Source organism: Aquiflexum sp. TKW24L, from assembly GCF_023502205.1.
Lineage (GTDB): Bacteria > Bacteroidota > Bacteroidia > Cytophagales > Cyclobacteriaceae > Cognataquiflexum.
The window spans coordinates 176,222-193,381 of sequence record NZ_JAMFLG010000001.1 but is presented as its reverse complement, the minus strand read 5'-3'; the positions used below and the strand labels follow the sequence as shown (position 1 = coordinate 193,381).

General features: G+C 39.9%; 18 protein-coding genes. 11 read left to right on the top strand and 7 right to left on the bottom strand.

The window, feature by feature from the left end; genetic code table 11:
- Nucleotides 1–2: 2 nt before the first annotated feature.
- Nucleotides 3–500: a UpxY family transcription antiterminator gene (locus tag M3O96_RS00810; RefSeq protein WP_249717718.1), complete on the top strand. Its 498-nt coding sequence runs from the start codon at nt 3–5 to the stop codon at nt 498–500.
- 56 nt (nt 501–556) lie between these two features.
- Here the strand turns inward: M3O96_RS00810 and M3O96_RS00805 are convergent, their stop codons facing one another.
- The 3 genes from M3O96_RS00805 to xseA all read right to left on the bottom strand — a co-directional run bounded on the left by M3O96_RS00805 (nt 557) and on the right by xseA (nt 2,870).
- Nucleotides 557–1,267 carry a DUF6089 family protein gene (locus M3O96_RS00805; RefSeq protein ID WP_249717715.1) on the bottom strand — a complete coding sequence of 237 codons (711 nt, stop codon included), beginning with the start codon at nt 1,265–1,267 and terminating at the stop codon, nt 557–559.
- 90 nt (nt 1,268–1,357) lie between these two features.
- Complete coding sequence (gene xseB / locus M3O96_RS00800) at nt 1,358–1,564, bottom strand: exodeoxyribonuclease VII small subunit (protein ID WP_249717713.1); 207 nt, start codon at nt 1,562–1,564, stop codon at nt 1,358–1,360.
- Nucleotides 1,554–2,870 carry an exodeoxyribonuclease VII large subunit gene (gene xseA / locus M3O96_RS00795; RefSeq protein WP_249717710.1) on the bottom strand — a complete coding sequence of 439 codons (1,317 nt, stop codon included), beginning with the start codon at nt 2,868–2,870 and terminating at the stop codon, nt 1,554–1,556. The genes xseB and xseA overlap by 11 nt, the downstream gene beginning before the upstream one ends.
- Before the next feature lie 148 nt (nt 2,871–3,018).
- On the opposite strand from xseA, the gene M3O96_RS00790 reads away from it, so the two are divergent.
- Both M3O96_RS00790 and M3O96_RS00785 read left to right on the top strand, forming a co-directional pair.
- Nucleotides 3,019–3,216 (top strand): DUF2683 family protein, encoded by a 198-nt coding sequence (locus M3O96_RS00790; protein ID WP_249717707.1) that lies wholly within the window; start codon nt 3,019–3,021, stop codon nt 3,214–3,216.
- Nucleotides 3,217–3,250: 34 nt separating this feature from the next.
- Nucleotides 3,251–3,484 (top strand): Txe/YoeB family addiction module toxin, encoded by a 234-nt coding sequence (locus M3O96_RS00785; protein WP_249717703.1) that lies wholly within the window; start codon nt 3,251–3,253, stop codon nt 3,482–3,484.
- A 2-nt stretch (nt 3,485–3,486) separates the two neighbouring features.
- Here the strand turns inward: M3O96_RS00785 and dapA are convergent, their stop codons facing one another.
- The 3 genes from dapA to ligA are packed head-to-tail and all read right to left on the bottom strand — an operon-like array spanning nt 3,487 to nt 7,294.
- Complete coding sequence (gene dapA / locus M3O96_RS00780) at nt 3,487–4,341, bottom strand: 4-hydroxy-tetrahydrodipicolinate synthase (protein WP_249717698.1); 855 nt, start codon at nt 4,339–4,341, stop codon at nt 3,487–3,489.
- On the bottom strand, nt 4,335–4,835 hold the full coding sequence (locus M3O96_RS00775; RefSeq protein ID WP_249717696.1) for a DUF6913 domain-containing protein: 501 nt from the start codon (nt 4,833–4,835) through the stop codon (nt 4,335–4,337). Before M3O96_RS00775 ends, dapA begins: the two co-directional genes overlap by 7 nt.
- Nucleotides 4,832–7,294: an NAD-dependent DNA ligase LigA gene (gene ligA, locus M3O96_RS00770; RefSeq protein WP_249717693.1), complete on the bottom strand. Its 2,463-nt coding sequence runs from the start codon at nt 7,292–7,294 to the stop codon at nt 4,832–4,834. Before ligA ends, M3O96_RS00775 begins: the two co-directional genes overlap by 4 nt.
- Nucleotides 7,295–7,442: 148 nt before the next feature.
- Here ligA and M3O96_RS00765 point away from each other — a divergent pair, with 148 nt between their 5' ends.
- The 8 genes from M3O96_RS00765 to M3O96_RS00730 all read left to right on the top strand — a co-directional run bounded on the left by M3O96_RS00765 (nt 7,443) and on the right by M3O96_RS00730 (nt 16,291).
- Complete coding sequence (locus M3O96_RS00765; protein WP_249717690.1) at nt 7,443–8,075, top strand: TetR/AcrR family transcriptional regulator; 633 nt, start codon at nt 7,443–7,445, stop codon at nt 8,073–8,075.
- Between the two features lie 50 nt (nt 8,076–8,125).
- Complete coding sequence (gene metG, locus M3O96_RS00760) at nt 8,126–10,186, top strand: methionine--tRNA ligase (protein WP_249717688.1); 2,061 nt, start codon at nt 8,126–8,128, stop codon at nt 10,184–10,186.
- Nucleotides 10,187–10,365: 179 nt separating this feature from the next.
- Entirely contained in the window at nt 10,366–11,793 is a 1,428-nt protein-coding gene (locus tag M3O96_RS00755; RefSeq protein ID WP_249717685.1) for a circularly permuted type 2 ATP-grasp protein, read from the top strand.
- A gap of 6 nt (nt 11,794–11,799) precedes the next feature.
- The gene (locus M3O96_RS00750) at nt 11,800–12,780 is read left to right on the top strand and encodes an alpha-E domain-containing protein (RefSeq protein ID WP_249717682.1); all 981 of its coding nucleotides are present in this window, start codon (nt 11,800–11,802) and stop codon (nt 12,778–12,780) included.
- Nucleotides 12,777–13,514 carry a proteasome-type protease gene (locus M3O96_RS00745; protein WP_249717677.1) on the top strand — a complete coding sequence of 246 codons (738 nt, stop codon included), beginning with the start codon at nt 12,777–12,779 and terminating at the stop codon, nt 13,512–13,514. Before M3O96_RS00750 ends, M3O96_RS00745 begins: the two co-directional genes overlap by 4 nt.
- 5 nt (nt 13,515–13,519) lie before the next feature.
- The gene (locus tag M3O96_RS00740; protein ID WP_249717672.1) at nt 13,520–14,359 is read left to right on the top strand and encodes a transglutaminase family protein; all 840 of its coding nucleotides are present in this window, start codon (nt 13,520–13,522) and stop codon (nt 14,357–14,359) included.
- A 189-nt stretch (nt 14,360–14,548) separates the two neighbouring features.
- Complete coding sequence (locus M3O96_RS00735) at nt 14,549–15,838, top strand: metallophosphoesterase (RefSeq protein WP_249717669.1); 1,290 nt, start codon at nt 14,549–14,551, stop codon at nt 15,836–15,838.
- A gap of 45 nt (nt 15,839–15,883) precedes the next feature.
- Nucleotides 15,884–16,291, top strand: a complete 408-nt coding sequence (locus tag M3O96_RS00730) for a DUF4174 domain-containing protein (protein WP_249717665.1) — start codon at nt 15,884–15,886, stop codon at nt 16,289–16,291.
- Between the two features lie 374 nt (nt 16,292–16,665).
- Here the strand turns inward: M3O96_RS00730 and M3O96_RS00725 are convergent, their stop codons facing one another.
- Entirely contained in the window at nt 16,666–17,082 is a 417-nt protein-coding gene (locus tag M3O96_RS00725) for a CBS domain-containing protein (protein ID WP_249717663.1), read from the bottom strand.
- Nucleotides 17,083–17,160: the final 78 nt, after the last annotated feature.

Sequence of the window (17,160 nt, the reverse complement as noted above, 5' to 3'; positions counted from 1 at the left end):
GTATGTCGGAATTGCAGTGGTTTGTCCTTTATACTACCTCCAGGTCAGAGAAAAAAGTAGCCAAAAGATTGGATGAAATGGGTATTGAGGTCTATTTGCCAATCATAGAAGAGTTGAGACAATGGAGTGACAGGAAGAAAAAAGTGCAAAAGGCCTTGTTTAATGGCTATGTTTTTGTCAAAACTTCCAAACCAAAATTATGGGAATCCTTACAGGTACCGGGCGCGGTGAAGTTTGTGAATTTTTCGGGTGAGCATGCCACGGTAAGGGAAGAAGAAATAGCGACCATCAAAAGAATCCTTGATACCGGAGTGGCTATAGAGACAGACGGATCTAATATTGAAGCCGGTGAGCAGGTAGAGATCCTTGGTGGTCCACTTCAAAACATGAAGGGAGAATGTGTGAACAAGGGCAACAAGGATTACTTTATCATCAGGGTACCGGGAATCAACCAAAATCTATTGGTAAATATTGAGAGGAAATATTTGAAGGTCATTTGAGAAATTCATTCTCTTTCCCAAATAAGAAGTGGAGCAGTGGTTTTGCTCACAACCCCTTATTTCATCGAGTTTCTCAACAATCTTCTATACACTATTTGGGTTTGGACAAAGTGATCATTAAACTGGTTATAGCCCACGTTTCCGTCCAATTCATCAGAAAATGTGAACATTCCTTTGATTTCTAAAGATAAATCGGATAATGGACTGATGCTGTAGCTAAAACCAACCATGGCAGGGATATAAAAAGAATTGGATGATTTTTCAAACTGTGGGGCATTTTCATCAAAGGAAAAAGCTTCTTTTCTGTTCACCTGCACAAATCCGACCCCGGATCCAAGATAAGCGTTGAACCTTCCTCTATTCATGTGGGTATCATAGGGGATCAGGTAAATGACCGGCATGAGGTCCATGAAAAATGCCTGACCTTTAAACCTAAACGAACCACCGGAATCAATCCAATCGTCAATGGCATATTCACGCTCCGTGCCTCCGCTTTCTACGATCTGTAATCCTCCCGTTGCCTGTACTGCGAACTTGCTACCCAATTTTCTGGTGTATGCCAAGGAGAAAACAGGATTCCATTTGAAATCACCGGAGTTGTAAATGCCCCCATTGTCTGAATACATAAAAGACGGACCTGCTCCTAATGAGATAGAATGTTTTCTTTCATATTGATCCCGATAGAGGCTTTGTCCTTGGGTTTCAACTTGAGCCGAAAATAGAAAAAGGCAAATAAGGAAGGCAGAAAAGTATCCTGAATTTTTCATGAATAATTTATTTTTGCGAGAAGATATGTTGGGTGAAAGGCAAAGGTTTAATTTGCCATCAGCTTTAAATGTAAACAAATTTTTCAAAAATCAGGCTTCATCTTTTTCGTCATCCAACGCCTTTGAGATCTCAAACTCTGTGGATTTCAATTTCTTTTTGCAGTCTTTGACGAGGGATGCGGCTTCCTTCACCAATTCTGATAATTCGTCCATTCCTTTTTCGCCGCTTTCAAGGATCGATACGATTTCTTCTATCCGTCCTATTGCCTGATCATAACTCATCGGTTTATTTTCCATAATCTTTGATTTCGTTGATTATACTTGATATTACACTGTTTCTTGAAAATGTCTTTAATTCCTGACCCTTCTTAGGAACTGTTTTATGAATTGGGATTCCATTGATTTCAGACCTAGTATACCCTTTTTCAAAAAAGGTGTTTGGATCAGCTTTGGTCAGGTCTTTATCTAATGTTTCAAGTTTTTTACTTTCTTTCTCAAGATATACCTTCCATGATTTACTTAGACTTTGGTTTAGATTGGATAGGGATAAAGTGCTGATTCTGATTTTGTTTTGATAAGATGATTGGATTCTATTTTGAAAGAAAACTAACTTTTCCCCATTTTTCCCAAGATTGAACCGAACGAGATTTTTCAACCTGTTTTCCAGATCCATCATTTTTCTTTCTTCTCGGACGAATATTTGCCCTGCAAACCTACCAAGGTTTTTTGTCCAAAGATTAAGTCTGTCTTCAAAATCCCTGAATCCTGACAGGATAAATTCAGCCACAGCCGTCGGGGTTTTCATTTTGGTATGAGATACCAGATCAGCGATGGTTTCATCCCTTTCATGACCTATTCCGGTCAAGACAGGAATGGAAGATTTTGCAATTGCCAAAGCAAGCCCATAATCATCAAAACAATCCAAATCTAATTGGGCACCACCGCCACGGATCAAAACGATAATATCAAATCTTTCCCTAACGAGATCTGTTTCTATTTTTTGAAATGCACCAATCATGGTAGCCGCAGCATCGGTTCCCTGTAAAGTAGCCTGATAAAGTTTGTGGACAACCTTGTATTCAAATCGGTTATGGTCAATCTGATTGACAAAATCTCCATAGCCGGCTGCGGTTGAAGAACTGATGACAGCGATTTTTTGAGGAACCGAAGGAAGTGCAAAGCGTTTATTCAGGTCCATCATCCCTTCTCTTGAAAGCCGGTCAATGATTTCTTGCCTGATACGTGCTCTTTCCCCCAAAGTGAAGTTGGGGTCAATGTCCTTGATATTGAGGCTTATGCCGTAGAGCTCATGAAAAGTTACTGTTACTTGCGCGAGAATTTTCATCCCTGCCCTTAGAGATTGACCGGTTGTGGCCTGAAACCTTCCTGCAATAGTTCTGTAGGAATAGGCCCAGATATTGGCGCGCATTTTGGCAACAATCTGATTTCCCTGTTTTTCTACCAAATCAAGGTAGGCATGACCTTGGCCGGCTTGTTTGAGTTCACCGATTTCTGCTACCACCCAGTATACAGGTTCAAGATGAACATCTAGGGTTTCACGGATCAGTTGGTTGAGCGTTAAAAGGGAAATGGCCTGCTGCATGTCGGAAATTAGTCAAAAAATAGGGTAGGGGACAAATGCTTTGGAAATTTAAATTTTTGCCATTATTCATTTTATAGATTAACTTTAGGTATGGATTAAGTAAAGTCCTAATTCATAACAGAATAAAAATTAAAAGAGAAATTTTAAAATGGAACTTGTTTTAAAAAAAGTCAAAGCCCAGCATTTGCCACTTATCCAAGAATTGGCAAAAATTCTTGAAGTAGAAATTGAGGAGAAAGCTGAAATGGAATACGATTCCGATTTTGTAAAAGAGGTATTAGACGCAAAAGAAGATATCAATTCAGGGAAAGGAGTAAAAGTTGATATTGAAAATTTATGGAAATAATTTTTTCTCCTAAAGCAACTAAAGATTTGGCGTTTTGGAAAAAATCTGGAGATCAAACCGCCATGAAAAAATCCAAGAACTTTTAAAATCAATTGCTGTTTCTCCCTTTTCAGGTCTTGGGAAACCCGAACCACTAAAGCATCAACTGTCAGGAATTTGGTCAAGGAGAATCAATAAAGAACATAGAATAATCTACGAGGTTTTAGAAAACGAAAGGGATAAAACCATTAACGTTTTATCCCTCAAAGGTCATTATGAAAGAATTTGAAATTAAAAAAGATTCTTCAAAATCCTCTCTTTTAGACTTTCTGTAGCCTTTACCAAAGGAAGGCGTACAGTATCTCCGCATATTCCCAATTGGCTCATCAGAAACTTCAATCCTACAGGATTGGCTTCCTCATACATCATCGGATTGATATCCAAAAGCTTGAAAGCAGCTTCTTTCGCTTCGTCAAGATTACCGTGACAAATGGTTTTGAAGATGGATGGATAAGCATTTGCCAAAACAGAAATCACGCCTTGTCCGCCAATGACTCTCATAGAAGGAGTCAATATGTCATCTCCTGAAATCAGGAGAAAATCCTTAGGCATCCTAGCTGCAATCCTCATACATTGGGACAGGTCTCCACTTGCCTCTTTCATCCCGATGATATTAGGGTGCCGTGATAGGTGAAGGGTCGTCTGAAAAGCCACATTGGACATGGTTCGTCCGGGAACATTGTATAGAATCACAGGAACCGGACAAGCATCTGCCACAGCGGTATAATGCGCAATGATTCCTGCTTGGGTTGGTTTATTATAGTAAGGACTGACGGAAAGAATAGCATCTATTCCTGAAAAATCAGTTTCCTTGATTTCTTCTAAGATGCCTTGCGTATTGTTGCCGCCTATTCCATAGACTACAGGGACACGTCCTGCATTGTATTTTATTGCTGCTTGTAAGACTTGCTTCTTTTCGGATTTGGTCAATGTTGCACTTTCTCCTGTGGTGCCACATACTACCAAATAATCAACACCACCATCAATGACATGGTCAATTACATTTTGCAATCCTCCAAAATCTATTGATGCGTCTTCTGAAAAGGGAGTGATTAAGGCTACTCCTGTACCGTGTAATTTCAACATTTTTCTTTTATTTTTTTGAAATAAGCCATCAGCTTATCTAAGTTGGGCTTGAGGTTTTCACCTTCAGTTTTAATCATAAAATCCAGCAAAGGGCTGTTTTCTTTGGAATAGAACCCCATTTTGAACTTGCTGTTATTAGCGAGCAGCAAATAACGCAAATAAGGGCTAAGGTGTAAAGTCGGCACTAAAATAAAATCAAGTTTTTCCTCCAAAAACTCATTGAAGTAATCAGTGGGCAAACCCCAATTTGAAAAATGAACAGGAGAAATGGCTTCTACATCTGAATCTTCTTCAGAAAAGTACCCTCCAATAATCCTGATATGAAACCCCCAAATCTTTCTTAAAACCTCTTTTGTCTCTATAAATTCTTCTTTAGAAGAAGCCAAAATTCCTACACGTCTGGGATTGGTAGGAAACTGAACTTCAGCTTTTTTCTTTGACTTAATGGCTCTTTCCAATTGCCAAACAATCATTTTGTCTTTTATCCACTTCATGAGGCTATCGGTTTTTCCATCATTTTAAGAAATTCTTCTTCTGAGATCAATTTGATTCCTAACTTTTCCGCCTTTTCTTTTTTACTTGGTCCCATTTCTTCCCCTTCGATGATAAAGTCAAGACCCTTTGAAACAGCCTTCAGGTATTGACCTCCATTGGCTTCGATAAAATCAATGATTTCATCTCTTTTGAAATGGTTGAGCCTGCCTGAAGCGAGGAGTTTCATCCCCTCCAATTTATTGCTTTGCAAAACAACATTGCTTTCCTCCACCTTAAACCTCAATCCTTGTTCTTTCAATCGATTGATCATTACCAGATTTTCAGGATCTCTGAAGTAATCCTGAATACTTATGACTAGCGTTTCTCCCACACCATTGATTTCTAAAAGCTGTTCAGGATTAGAAGCCTGTAGTGCCTCGATATTTTTGAAATGCCGTGCAAGTATCTGTGCGGTATTCTCCCCAATATTCCGAATTCCCAAGGCGAACAAAACTTTTTCAAAAGACTGGTCCTTAGAAACCGAAATCCCTTCGATCATATTGTTGATGACACCCTCCTGAAAAGTATTGGCCTTGAGTTTTTTGATCCTGTCTTCCTGTTCCGCGGTAAGTTCCAACTTCATTTTCACCAGAATTCCGTGAACTGTATTTTCAAGGTAAGCGGCTTCTGAGATTTTCTGCAATGTCGATCTATTGCCCATCAAAAGGCTCAACACCAAAGCAACAGGCACATAATCCTCCAATATTGGATAAGAGGAGGTCATCAGGAGATTTTCAAGCAGTTGTATTGTTCCTACATTCTGTGCCGTTTTCTTTTTGCTATTGCGGATAAATGCCTGAAAATTTTGCAATACACTAAGCAATGGTGTTTCAGATTGACTTTCGCAAAAACTTTGGATTGCCGTCAATGAGATTCCTTCCGTCAAAGCAAAAAATGCTTTTGGCAAAGAAATATAAAGCAAGCCATCGTCGGTTTTTTGGTATTGGTCCTGACTCATTTCCAACCCAAGAAGGTTTTCCTGAACAGATTCCAATTCATATATGTCAGCTGGATTTTTGATAAATCCCTGATCGATCAACGTTCTAATTCTCTCTGTGCCCAATGAGTCAATGTCCATCGCCCTTTTATGTACAAAATGTTCGATCCTACCAAGGATCTGCGGCGCGCAACCTTTGGTATTTGGGCAAAAATGCTTGGCTTCGCTCTCTTTCCTTTCAAGCTTAGTTCCACATTCAGGACAATGGTCTATGTATTCAATGGCTTCAGAATTTGGAATTCTTTTATCCAAAACCACCTCTGTGATTTTTGGGATGATTTCGCCTCCTTTTTCTACCTGAACCATATCGCCTTCGTGAAGTCCAAGGCGGAGGATTTCATTGGCATTGTGAAGAGAAGCCCTTTTGACAGTCGTCCCGGCAAGATGTACGGGAGATAAGTTGGCCACGGGAGTAATGGCTCCTGTTCTTCCGACTTGGTATGAAATGGAAAGCAAGCGGGTGGCTGCACTTTCGGCTTGATATTTATAGGCAATTGCCCATCGTGGAATCTTGGCAGTGAATCCCAATTCCTCTCTTTGGTCGTAGTCATTGATTTTCAAAACTACGCCGTCAGTATCCAAAGGAAGTGCAAAGCGCTTTTCTTTCCATGATTCAATGAAAGTCAGTACACCTTGGATGTCTGCTGATTTGAAATGGGTCGGGGAGACATTAAATCCCCATTTTTCTATCAATGCTATGGCTTCGTCATGCTTGTTGACTCCGATATCATCTCCCAACAATTGGTAAAAAAAACAATTGAGCCTTCTTTTTGCCACAACCGTGCTGTCCTGCATTTTGACGGTGCCCGATGCTGCATTTCTAGGGTTGGCAAGCAAAGGTTCTCCCATTGCTTCCCTTTCAATATTGATTTTTTCAAATTCTCTTTTGGGTAAAAACACTTCCCCTCTGACTTCAAAGCGATCCGGAACATTGTCTCCATGGATTTTCAAGGGGATATTTCGGATGGTTTTGATATTCTCTGTGACCACATCGCCACGGGTTCCGTCTCCACGGGTGACAGCACGGATCAATTTTCCATTTTCATAAACCAAACTGATAGCGACTCCGTCGAATTTTAGTTCGCAGAAATACTCATAATTACGGTGACCAAGCCCTTTTGCAACCCTTTCGTCAAAAGCCAAAAGGTCTTCTTCCGAATAAGTATTTCCCAAAGACAGCATTCGGTAACCATGTTCTGCAGTTTCAAATTCTTTGGTGATCGTGCCGCCGACTCTTTGGCTTGGGCTGTCGGATTCCAAGAATTCAGGAAATTGTTTTTCTAGGTTAATCAATTCTTCCAGTAACCTGTCAAACTCAAAATCAGTGATTTCTGTCCTGTCCTCCTGATAGTAGAGGTGGTTGTGGAAATTGATTTGCTTGCTAAGTTCAGCTATCCGAGCTTTTGCCTCAGTTGGGTTCATATCTGTTAAGGGATGAAAATTTACGGGTAAGTTTTCAAAATTAACTTTTGTAGGAAGAAAGACCAAGGATTCTTTTGGAGGATTGACATTTTAAAGCAATAGACAAAAATCGGGTGGAATACCTATATTTGCGCGTCTATTCCAATCGATGAGTAAGAAATCAGATATTAAATCCAAAATCCTTGAAGTAGCCTATCAGTACTTTATCAAGCAAGGCTACAAGAATACCACCATGGATGAAATTGCCCAAGAATTGGGAATGAGTAAGAAGACCCTTTATAAGTATTTTCCCGGAAAGCTTGAACTACTTGCCGCTACTTTTGACATCCTCAAGACAAGGCTTTCTATCAAAGTAAATGCTTTGCTTGATAACAAGCTGATTCCTTACACGGTCAAGTTAAAGTCACTTTTGAGCACAGTTGCATCTGATGTTTCGACGATCAATCCTAAAATATTGGATGAGCTCCGGGATCATGCCCCTTCTATTTGGGCGGATTTATTGGCATACATCAGAGAATCCGGATACCTGCGATTCCAAAAACTGATTCAGGAAGGGATTGAAAAAGGGTATGTTCTCCCCACCGTCAATGTTCCTTTCATTGTATTCATCTATACCTCTGCGATCCAAAACCTGATCGACCACAAATTTTTAAGTCAGTTTCCTGAGGAAATGCGCGCGAGTTTCAAACTCAGTCCTGCCGAAATCTACGATCAGGCCATTCAGATTATCTACACCGGCATACTTACCGATGATGCTAGAAGAGAGCTAAGCCAAATTTGAAACCGGTTTTCCGTTCCCACTTTCCATTCTAATTTCTACCTTTGCGGCTTATGAAACCAAGCGAATTCAAAAGATATACAGTCACGGCTGCATTGCCTTATGCCAATGGTCCATTACATATCGGCCACTTGGCAGGTTGTTATATTCCTGCTGACATTTATGTAAGATACCTCCGTTCCCAAGACAGGGATGTGGCTTTTGTCGGAGGCTCGGATGAGCATGGCGTGGCCATCACCATCAAGGCCCGCAAAGAAGGAATCAGCCCGCAGGAAGTAGTGGACAGGTATCACGAGCTGATGAAAAAAAGCTTTCAGGAGTTTGGGATAAGTTTTGACCATTATTCAAGAACCTCTGCCAAAATCCATCATGAGACAGCTTCCGGTTTCTTTCGGGACCTATATGACAAAGGTGAATTTTTAGAACAGACTACCGAACAGTATTTTGATGTAGAAGCCGGACAGTTTCTGGCGGACAGGTATATAGAAGGTACCTGCCCAAAATGTGGCAATGAACATGCCTATGGAGACCAATGCGAAAAATGCGGCTCCTCACTTAGTCCTACAGAACTGATCAATCCAAAATCCAAGCTTTCTGGCAATACTCCTGTTTTGAAGGAAACCAAGCATTGGTTTCTAGACTTGGCCAAATACACAGATTTCCTCAAAAACTGGATTTTGGTAGGGCATGCCCATGATTGGAAAAACAACGTCCTTGGACAGTGTCGCTCTTGGCTCGAAGCTGGCGACGGCTTGCAGGCGAGGTCAATGACAAGAGACATGGATTGGGGAATTCCCGTTCCTGTAGAAGGAGCAGAGGGAAAGGTTCTTTATGTTTGGTTTGATGCACCAATCGGATACATTTCAAGTACCAAAGAGTGGGCTGCGGAAAAAGGAATTGATTGGGAACCTTATTGGAAGTCAGAAGATACCAAATTGGTACATTTTATTGGCAAGGACAATATCGTATTCCATTGCATTGTTTTTCCTGCAATCCTCAAAACCCATGGAGGTTATGTTCTTCCTGACAATGTGCCTGCAAATGAGTTTTTGAATCTCGAAGGAGACAAAATCTCCACTTCAAGAAACTGGGCAGTGTGGTTGCACGAGTATCTGGAGCAATTTCCGGACAAACAGGACGTCTTGCGGTATGTGTTGACCGCAAATGCACCTGAAACCAAGGACAATGACTTTACTTGGAAAGATTTCCAGTCCCGAAACAATTCAGAGCTTGTCGCTATTTATGGTAATTTTGTCAATAGGGCAGTGGTGTTGACACATAAATTTTTTGATGGAAATGTTCCCGGAAAGGGGACCCTCAATGATTTGGACACGGATGCTATTGAAGCATTGAAAGCATTCCCTGAGAAAATTGCAGCCTCTATTGAGAGGTACAGGTTTAGGGAGGCACTTTCTTTTGTGATGGATTTTGCCCGTACGGGAAACAAATACCTAGCGGAAACTGAGCCTTGGAAAACCATCAAAGATGACAAAGAAAGAACAGGAACCATCCTCAATATTGCGCTCAATTTTGCTGCAAATCTTGCCATCGTTGCAGAACCGTTTTTGCCTTTTACCTCGGCCAAAATCTTTGGGATGTTTGGTTTACAGGGATTGAAATGGGCAGATGCCGGAAGCCATAAATTGTTGGAAACTGGGCAACAGATTTTTGAAGCAGCATTGCTGTTTGACAAAATCGAGGATGCTTCTGTAGAAGCTCAGATCCAAAAACTGCTGGATACCAAAAAACAAAATGAAATCGCAAATGCTGTTGCAGAGCCTATGAAAGATATTATTACCTATGAGGATTTTGCCAAACTCGATATGAGAGTGGTAAAAGTCCTGACTGCCGAACCGATGCCAAAATCCAAAAAGTTGCTCAGATTGACTGTTGAAACGGGTTTGGGTGTGAAAACAGTACTGAGTGGTGTGGCAGAACACTTCAAACCTGAGGACCTTATCGGAAAGCAGGTGACGATGCTGATCAACCTTGCACCTAGAAAAATGATGGGAATAGACTCTGAAGGCATGATCCTGATGGCTGAAGATCGGGATGGAAGCCTTAGACTTCTTCAGCCCAATATGCCTACCTCAGATGGTTCGACGATTTCTTGATCCTAAACAATTTTGAATGGTATACCTTGGATTAGATTTAAATCCAAGGTATTTTTTTTAAAAATCCCATATCATGTAATATTTTTGTCAATAAGGTGAATCACAGTTCAAATTTTTGTTTGTTTTTTAAAAACCCCTATCTTCAAGGCATATCATTTTTAAAGCCAAAAATTAAACCTATGGAGACCAATAAATACCTAGTTGGGGATAATTTTGATGAAATGTTTGTCAGAGAGGGTCAAGTAAGGCCTCATTATGAAGAATTTCTCAAAATTTTGGGGAAAACCACTTCAAAAAGAATGTCTCACCTGCAGTATTCGGCTAATAAGACTCAGGTTGCTATGGGTATGACATTTAATGTCTACCATGATAATCAAGGGATGGAAAAAATCCTGCATCTAGACATTATCCCGAGGATCATTGCCAATCAGGAATGGAAAAAAATCGAGGCAGGATTGAAGCAACGGATCCATACATTAAACCTTTTTTTGCAGGACATCTATAATGATAGAAAAGTCCTAAAAGACAAGATTGTACCCGAGGATTTGATTTTGGGAAGTAAAGATTATTTAAAACCCTGTGAAGGTTTGACACCGCCAAAAGGTATTTGGTGCCACATCACCGGCACAGATTTGGTGCGAAACAATGACGGTAATTATTACATTTTGGAAGATAATCTCCGCTGTCCGTCAGGCGTATCATATATGCTCGAAAGCCGCGAAATCATTAAGCGTGCTTATCCCGACCTATTCAATAAACTGGGAGTGATGCCAGTTTCGGATTATCCGGTCAAGCTATTGAAAATGCTGCAGTTTATTTCCAACAAAGAAAAACCGGTTGTTGGTGTTTTGACACCGGGGATCTACAATTCAGCATACTTTGAGCATTCTTACCTTGCATTGCAAATGGGAGTGGAGCTGGTTTCTGGTGTTGATCTGATTGTCAAAGGAAAAAAAGTCTTTATGCAGACAACCAAGGGGCTGGAGCAGATTGATGTATTATATAGAAGAATTGATGACACGTTTTTGGATCCTTTGACTTTCAATCCACATTCAATGTTAGGGATTCCGGGAGTATTCGATGCCTACAAGGCAGGAAATATTGCCTTTGCAAATGCTCCTGGAACAGGGGTGGCAGACGACAAGGCCGTGTATGCTTATGTTCCAAGATTGATCAAGTATTATCTTGGTGAAGATCCGATTTTGGAAAATGTGCCAACATATCTTTGCAGAGAAGAAAAAGACCGGAAATATGTCTTGGACAATATTGAGGAGCTTGTAGTCAAAGAAACCAATGCAGCGGGTGGCTATGGCATGCTGATCGGTCCAAAAGCGACCAAAGAGGAACATGCCAAGTTCCGAGACCTTGTCAAAAACAATCCAACAAATTACATCGCACAACCTACATTATCGCTATCGACAGTTCCTACATTGACAGATACAGGAATCGAAGGCAGACATGTGGATTTGAGACCTTATATTTTATATGGTGAAAAAATCGAGGTGATTCCCGGTGCATTGACCAGGGTAGCATTGAAAAAAGGGTCATTGGTCGTCAACAGCTCCCAGGGCGGGGGAAGTAAAGATACTTGGGTTTTATATAACTAAAATACTATGCTGAGTAGAGTTGCAAGTTCTATTTATTGGCTGGGGAGATACCTCGAAAGGGCCGAGAATTATTCAAGATTCATTGATGTCAATTTTAACCTGATGCTAGACCTACCTCCTGATTTGAAGGAGCAGTGGGAGCCACTGGTGATCACCACCGGTGACAACGTGATCTATAAAACCAAGCACAAAAACTTTGAAATGAAAGATGTCATCCATTTTTTGACATTCGATCTTGACAATCCCAACTCTATAATTTCTTCCATTTCATTGGCAAGGGAGAATGCGCGGGTCATCCGTGAGAACCTTACCAAGGAAACATGGGAAAATCTCAATGAATTGTACCATTTTGTATTGAAAAGAGCGGACAAAAAGGACTGGAACAAAGAAGATCCAAGGACTTTTTTTGAAAGTGTCAAAAATCAGGTCTTACTGTTATATGGTCTTGCAGACAGTACAGTCGCAAGGACAGAAGGTTGGTATTTCAGGCAATTGGGGATGTTTCTTGAAAGGGCAGACAAGACTAGTCGAATCGTGGATGTCAAATATCATATTTTGCTTCCGGCAGCTAGTTTGGTGGGTAGTCCACTGGATTTTCTCCATTGGACAGCATTGTTAAAGTCCGTGACTGCCTTCAACACGTATCGGAGGATGTATGGTAACATAGAACCGGCCAAGGTGGTGGAGTTTTTGATTTTGAATAAATACTTTCCAAGGTCTGTATTCTACTGTGTTAGGGAGGCTGAAAACTGTCTTCACAAAATTTCAGGGTATTCTGAAAGTGGGTATAAAAACTCAGCTGAAAAGGCTTTGGGGGAATTGAGGTCGAACCTTGAATTTACAGATGTGGAAGAAATCATAGACATGGGACTCCATGAATATCTCGATCAGCTCCAAATAAAGATTAATGATGTGTCAAATAAAATAAATATCAACTTCTTCCAAATTAAGGATAACTTTATCAATCAAACTCAGAATCAGGAATGACCTTTTGCCTAGGAATAAAAACAAAAAATGGCCTTGTTGGCCTTTCAGACACCCGCATCACCTCTGGAAATGAGACTACTACTTCCAAAAAAGTATATACAGTCAATAGAGAAAAACACACTTTTTTTATCATGACGTCGGGTTTGAGATCAGTGAGAGACAAAGCCATTACTTACTTTTCAGAAGTAATTGAAGAGCAGGACCATAACTTCACCAAACTGTACAAGGCGGTAAATGAATTGGGTAACCAAGTAAAAAAAGTGGCCAAGGAGGATAAAGAATATCTTGAGGAATCGGGATTGTCCTTCAATCTTTTTTCGATAGTCGGAGGCCAATTGGAGGAAGATAAAGTACCAAAAATGTATTTGCTATATCCCCAAGGAAATTGGATAGAAATCAGACGGGGCACGCCTTTTGTCATCATAGGAAACACAGGTGCAGGCAATCCTGTGTTAAGGCGCTCCTTGAGCTATGAGGAAAATTTAGACTATGCGTTGAAATGTGCCTTTTTGGCTTTTGATGCCACTAGGATTTCAGCAAATGATGTCGATTATCCAATTGATACAGTGATTCTGGAAAATGACCAATACCATACCATCGAAAAGAGGTTTGAACAAAAGGAATTGGAACACATCTCTGCATTTTGGAACGGTAGGTTAAAAGAAGCAATAAAGGAATTGCCGGCTGACATATTATACCGGGCATTTTCGGAAGAAGAAGTACCATCTCATTAAAAAAAATGAAATTAAGAATCAGACATTCATCAAGATATACTTACGATCAGAAAGTACAGCTCAATATCCACGAATTTTATCTGATTCCATTACAACGATTTTATTACAAAGTTTTAAACTCAAACTGGACAGTTTACCCAAATCCTGTGGGTTTTCACGAGAAAATCAATTTTGAGAATAATCCTTATTACCAAGCTTGGTTTATAGGCGAAACAGATTTTTTGGAAGTCCAAAGTGATTTCGAAATAGAAGTAGGAGAGTTTAATCCCTATGGATTTATCATTCACCCGCAACCTGTTTTCCCATTTGACCATTTTTTATATCCTGAGGAATTTAGAGATTTTTTAAGAATATATTCAGAAGGAGAAACCCTTCCGGAATTTGATCATTTTGTAAAAAGTGTCATGAATGAATCTGAGGATCTTATCGGTTTTTTGGTATTGCTTTTGGCAAAAATCCATTCCAAATGGGAACATATTATCCGACATGAAGAAGGGATTATGCCATTGATTGAAGTTTTTGAAAGGAAAACCGGTTCATGCCGGGACCTTTCCTGGATGTTAATGGCAATGCTTCGGAGTGTTGGGTTGGCATGCAGGTTTGTCAGCGGATATGCTTTCAATCCGGAATTGGATGCAGGCCATGAGCTCCACGCATGGGTTGAGGTATTTCTTCCTGGCGCTTCTTGGATTGGGTTGGATCCTAGTTTGGGCTTATTGGCCGATAGCAGGTATATCCCATTGGCGATAAGCTATGACCCAAGGTTTACATTACCTGTTATTGGAAATTATGGAGGTGCTTCAGGCTCACATTTGTCCACTCATGTTGTGATTGAGGTAGTTTGATTTTTCTCAATCTAGTTAGGCAGGGTTTTAAATTAATTGCTTCATATCACTTTCATATTTTCTTGTACCCATATCATGAGGAGACGATCAAATAACAAATAACCAATAACCAATCTCCTCTTTATTCTTTTGAGCAAAATGAACAAAATCATTCTGGAATATGTATAGGTCATTGTAAATCATCATACAATGAGTCAATCAGGTCCAATCATATTTATATCTATACTTTTTCTTTTCGTATTATTTTTAAGTTGGTACGTATTTCAAGCCATCAAAACAGTCAGTTTGGGAATTGAGCTTGTCCGAATCCAACAGGTTATCAAATGGTCTTACTGGGTATTTATGGTCAGTCTGTTAATATGGCTTGCCTATAAATCTGTTCAGGTATTTTTAGCAGGAGAGTTTGCTTCTTCCGCACAAGTTTTGTCCAGTGTCTTCCTGACTTTGATAGTCACACAGCTTGTGATTGTGATTGTCCTTTTGGGAGAAGATCTCATCAGAAATATTCAAGCAATTTCAATTTTTGCAATGAACGGCGCCAAAGGATATTCCTTTCCTTCAAGGACTGTTTGGGTCAGTGTGCTCGCTTTGACATTCGCATCTGTTCCCTTGTTCAGCTTTGTATATGGTATCAAGTATGGGAAATACAACTTCAAAGTTCACAGAGAAGTCTTGTATTTTGAAGATTTGCCGGAATCATTTGACGGCTTTACCATCACCCAAATCTCCGATATCCATTCCGGAAGTCTTAAGGATCACAATGCTGTGGCAAGCGGGGTCCAAATGGTGTTGGATCAAAAATCAGATCTTTTTGTCTTTACCGGTGACCTTGTCAACCATAGGGCAGATGAGATTGAACCTTTGATCAAGGAATTTGGAAAAATAAGAGCCAAATATGGTCAATATTCAATATTGGGTAACCATGACTATGGAGATTATTCGGCTTGGCCTAGCCCCGAGGCCAAAAAAGAAAACTTTGAGAAGTTGAAGTCGCAACATGAAAAATTGGGATTCGACCTGCTATTGGATGAACATATCCGGATAGAAAAAGATGGACAGTCCATTGTATTGGCAGGAGTAGAAAACTGGGGAGTTGGCTTTAAATTAAAAGGAGATTTGCAGAAAGCCTTGTCCGGGACAAAAACAGGGGAGTTCAAAATACTGCTTTCCCACGATCCTTCTCATTGGGATGCCCAAGTGAAAAATAACCCAAACCCTGTTCATTTGACACTTTCAGGACATACACATGGAATGCAGTTTGGAATTGAAACACAGTTAGTCAAGTGGAGTCCTGTCCAATACCGATATCCAAATTGGGCAGGTTTGGCAGAAGATTCAGGAAATTTTCTATATGTAAATCGGGGATTTGGATTTCATGCATTTGCCGGCAGAGTTGGGATTTGGCCTGAGATTACGGTCATTGAGTTGAAGAGGGGTAAAAAGCCTGACCCTATTCATTTGGCTTCCGCCGAAAATTAGAAGATCCAATTATGAACAAAGCATAGTTTTTGAGGTTTTTAAATCATGATCTGGTTAATTTCACTGATAATGGCTATTTCTTTTGAAGGAAAAGACAATGTAACTCTAGAGGATTTGAGATGGAAGAATAGGATTGTTCTTTATTTTCCATCGTCTGATCAAAATCCAAAGTTTGAATTCGATTCTATCGAAGAAAAATTGAATGAAAGGAAAATCATCTTTTTATCAATTGGTGAGGTATTCACCACAAATTCCAAACTTGTTTTCACTCAGGATTATCTCCAAGTTCTTCAGGAAAAGTATTCCACCGAGAAAGGCCCAGGAAATTGGGTATTGATGGGATTGGATGGCGGAGTAAAATTGAACAAGGAGGGTGATCCAGATTGGGACCTTATTTTTAAGACCATAGATTCGATGCCAATGAGGCAATCGGAGATAAGAAATGGCAAATAACCTTTTTCCTTTTATTGATTCTAAAATTCCAATCATCTTTTGAGGTAATCTATCAAAAAATACCGTAAACAGGTTATTTTTTATTGGAACTAAAGTCTTTAGATTTGATAAATTTATATCTATTTGATGAAGTTCTACTATCTATCTACAGAATCAAACGATGAAGGAGATTTCGAAATCCATCACCGTGAATGTCCAAAAATCCCATCATTTCATAAACGATTATATTTGGGTCCCTTCAACAATGGGTATGAGGCAATGAACATTGCCAGGGTTTCACATTTAAACTCCGTTATATGTGAGGCATGCCAAACTGAGTCTATGCTTCCGAGATTTTCACCTCTCCATGATCCTGAATCCCTCCAATCTCACCCTTAATATTGATCTAAAAGATATTTGATTATATCGGTAGTGGTAACTATGCCTTGTAATTCATCTCCAGATACAACTGGTAATGCATGGAACTCTTCTTTGACGAATATTTCTGCAACATCTTTTATGGAATCATCTTCAGAAATAACCTTTGGTTTGGAAGTCATCACTTGGCTAATGCTGAGGATTTCCAAAACAGCCTCATCAGCACCTTCCTGATTTTCAAACAAGGCCCCAAAGGTCAATCTATTGATGTCAGTTCGGCTAATGATGCCTGAGATTTTTTTTCCTGATAAAACTGGAATATGTCTTATTTTGTGTTTTCTGAACATATCCACAACCGTAGAAAGCTTTTCGTTTTCTTGAACAGAGAAGACTTCTTTAGTCATTATTTCTTTTATGGGCTGGCGCTTTTTCATGGTGTGCTTTATTTGAATTTATAATACTCTAATCTACGACTACCAAAAAGTCCAAAGCCTGATGAAAGTCATACTTAG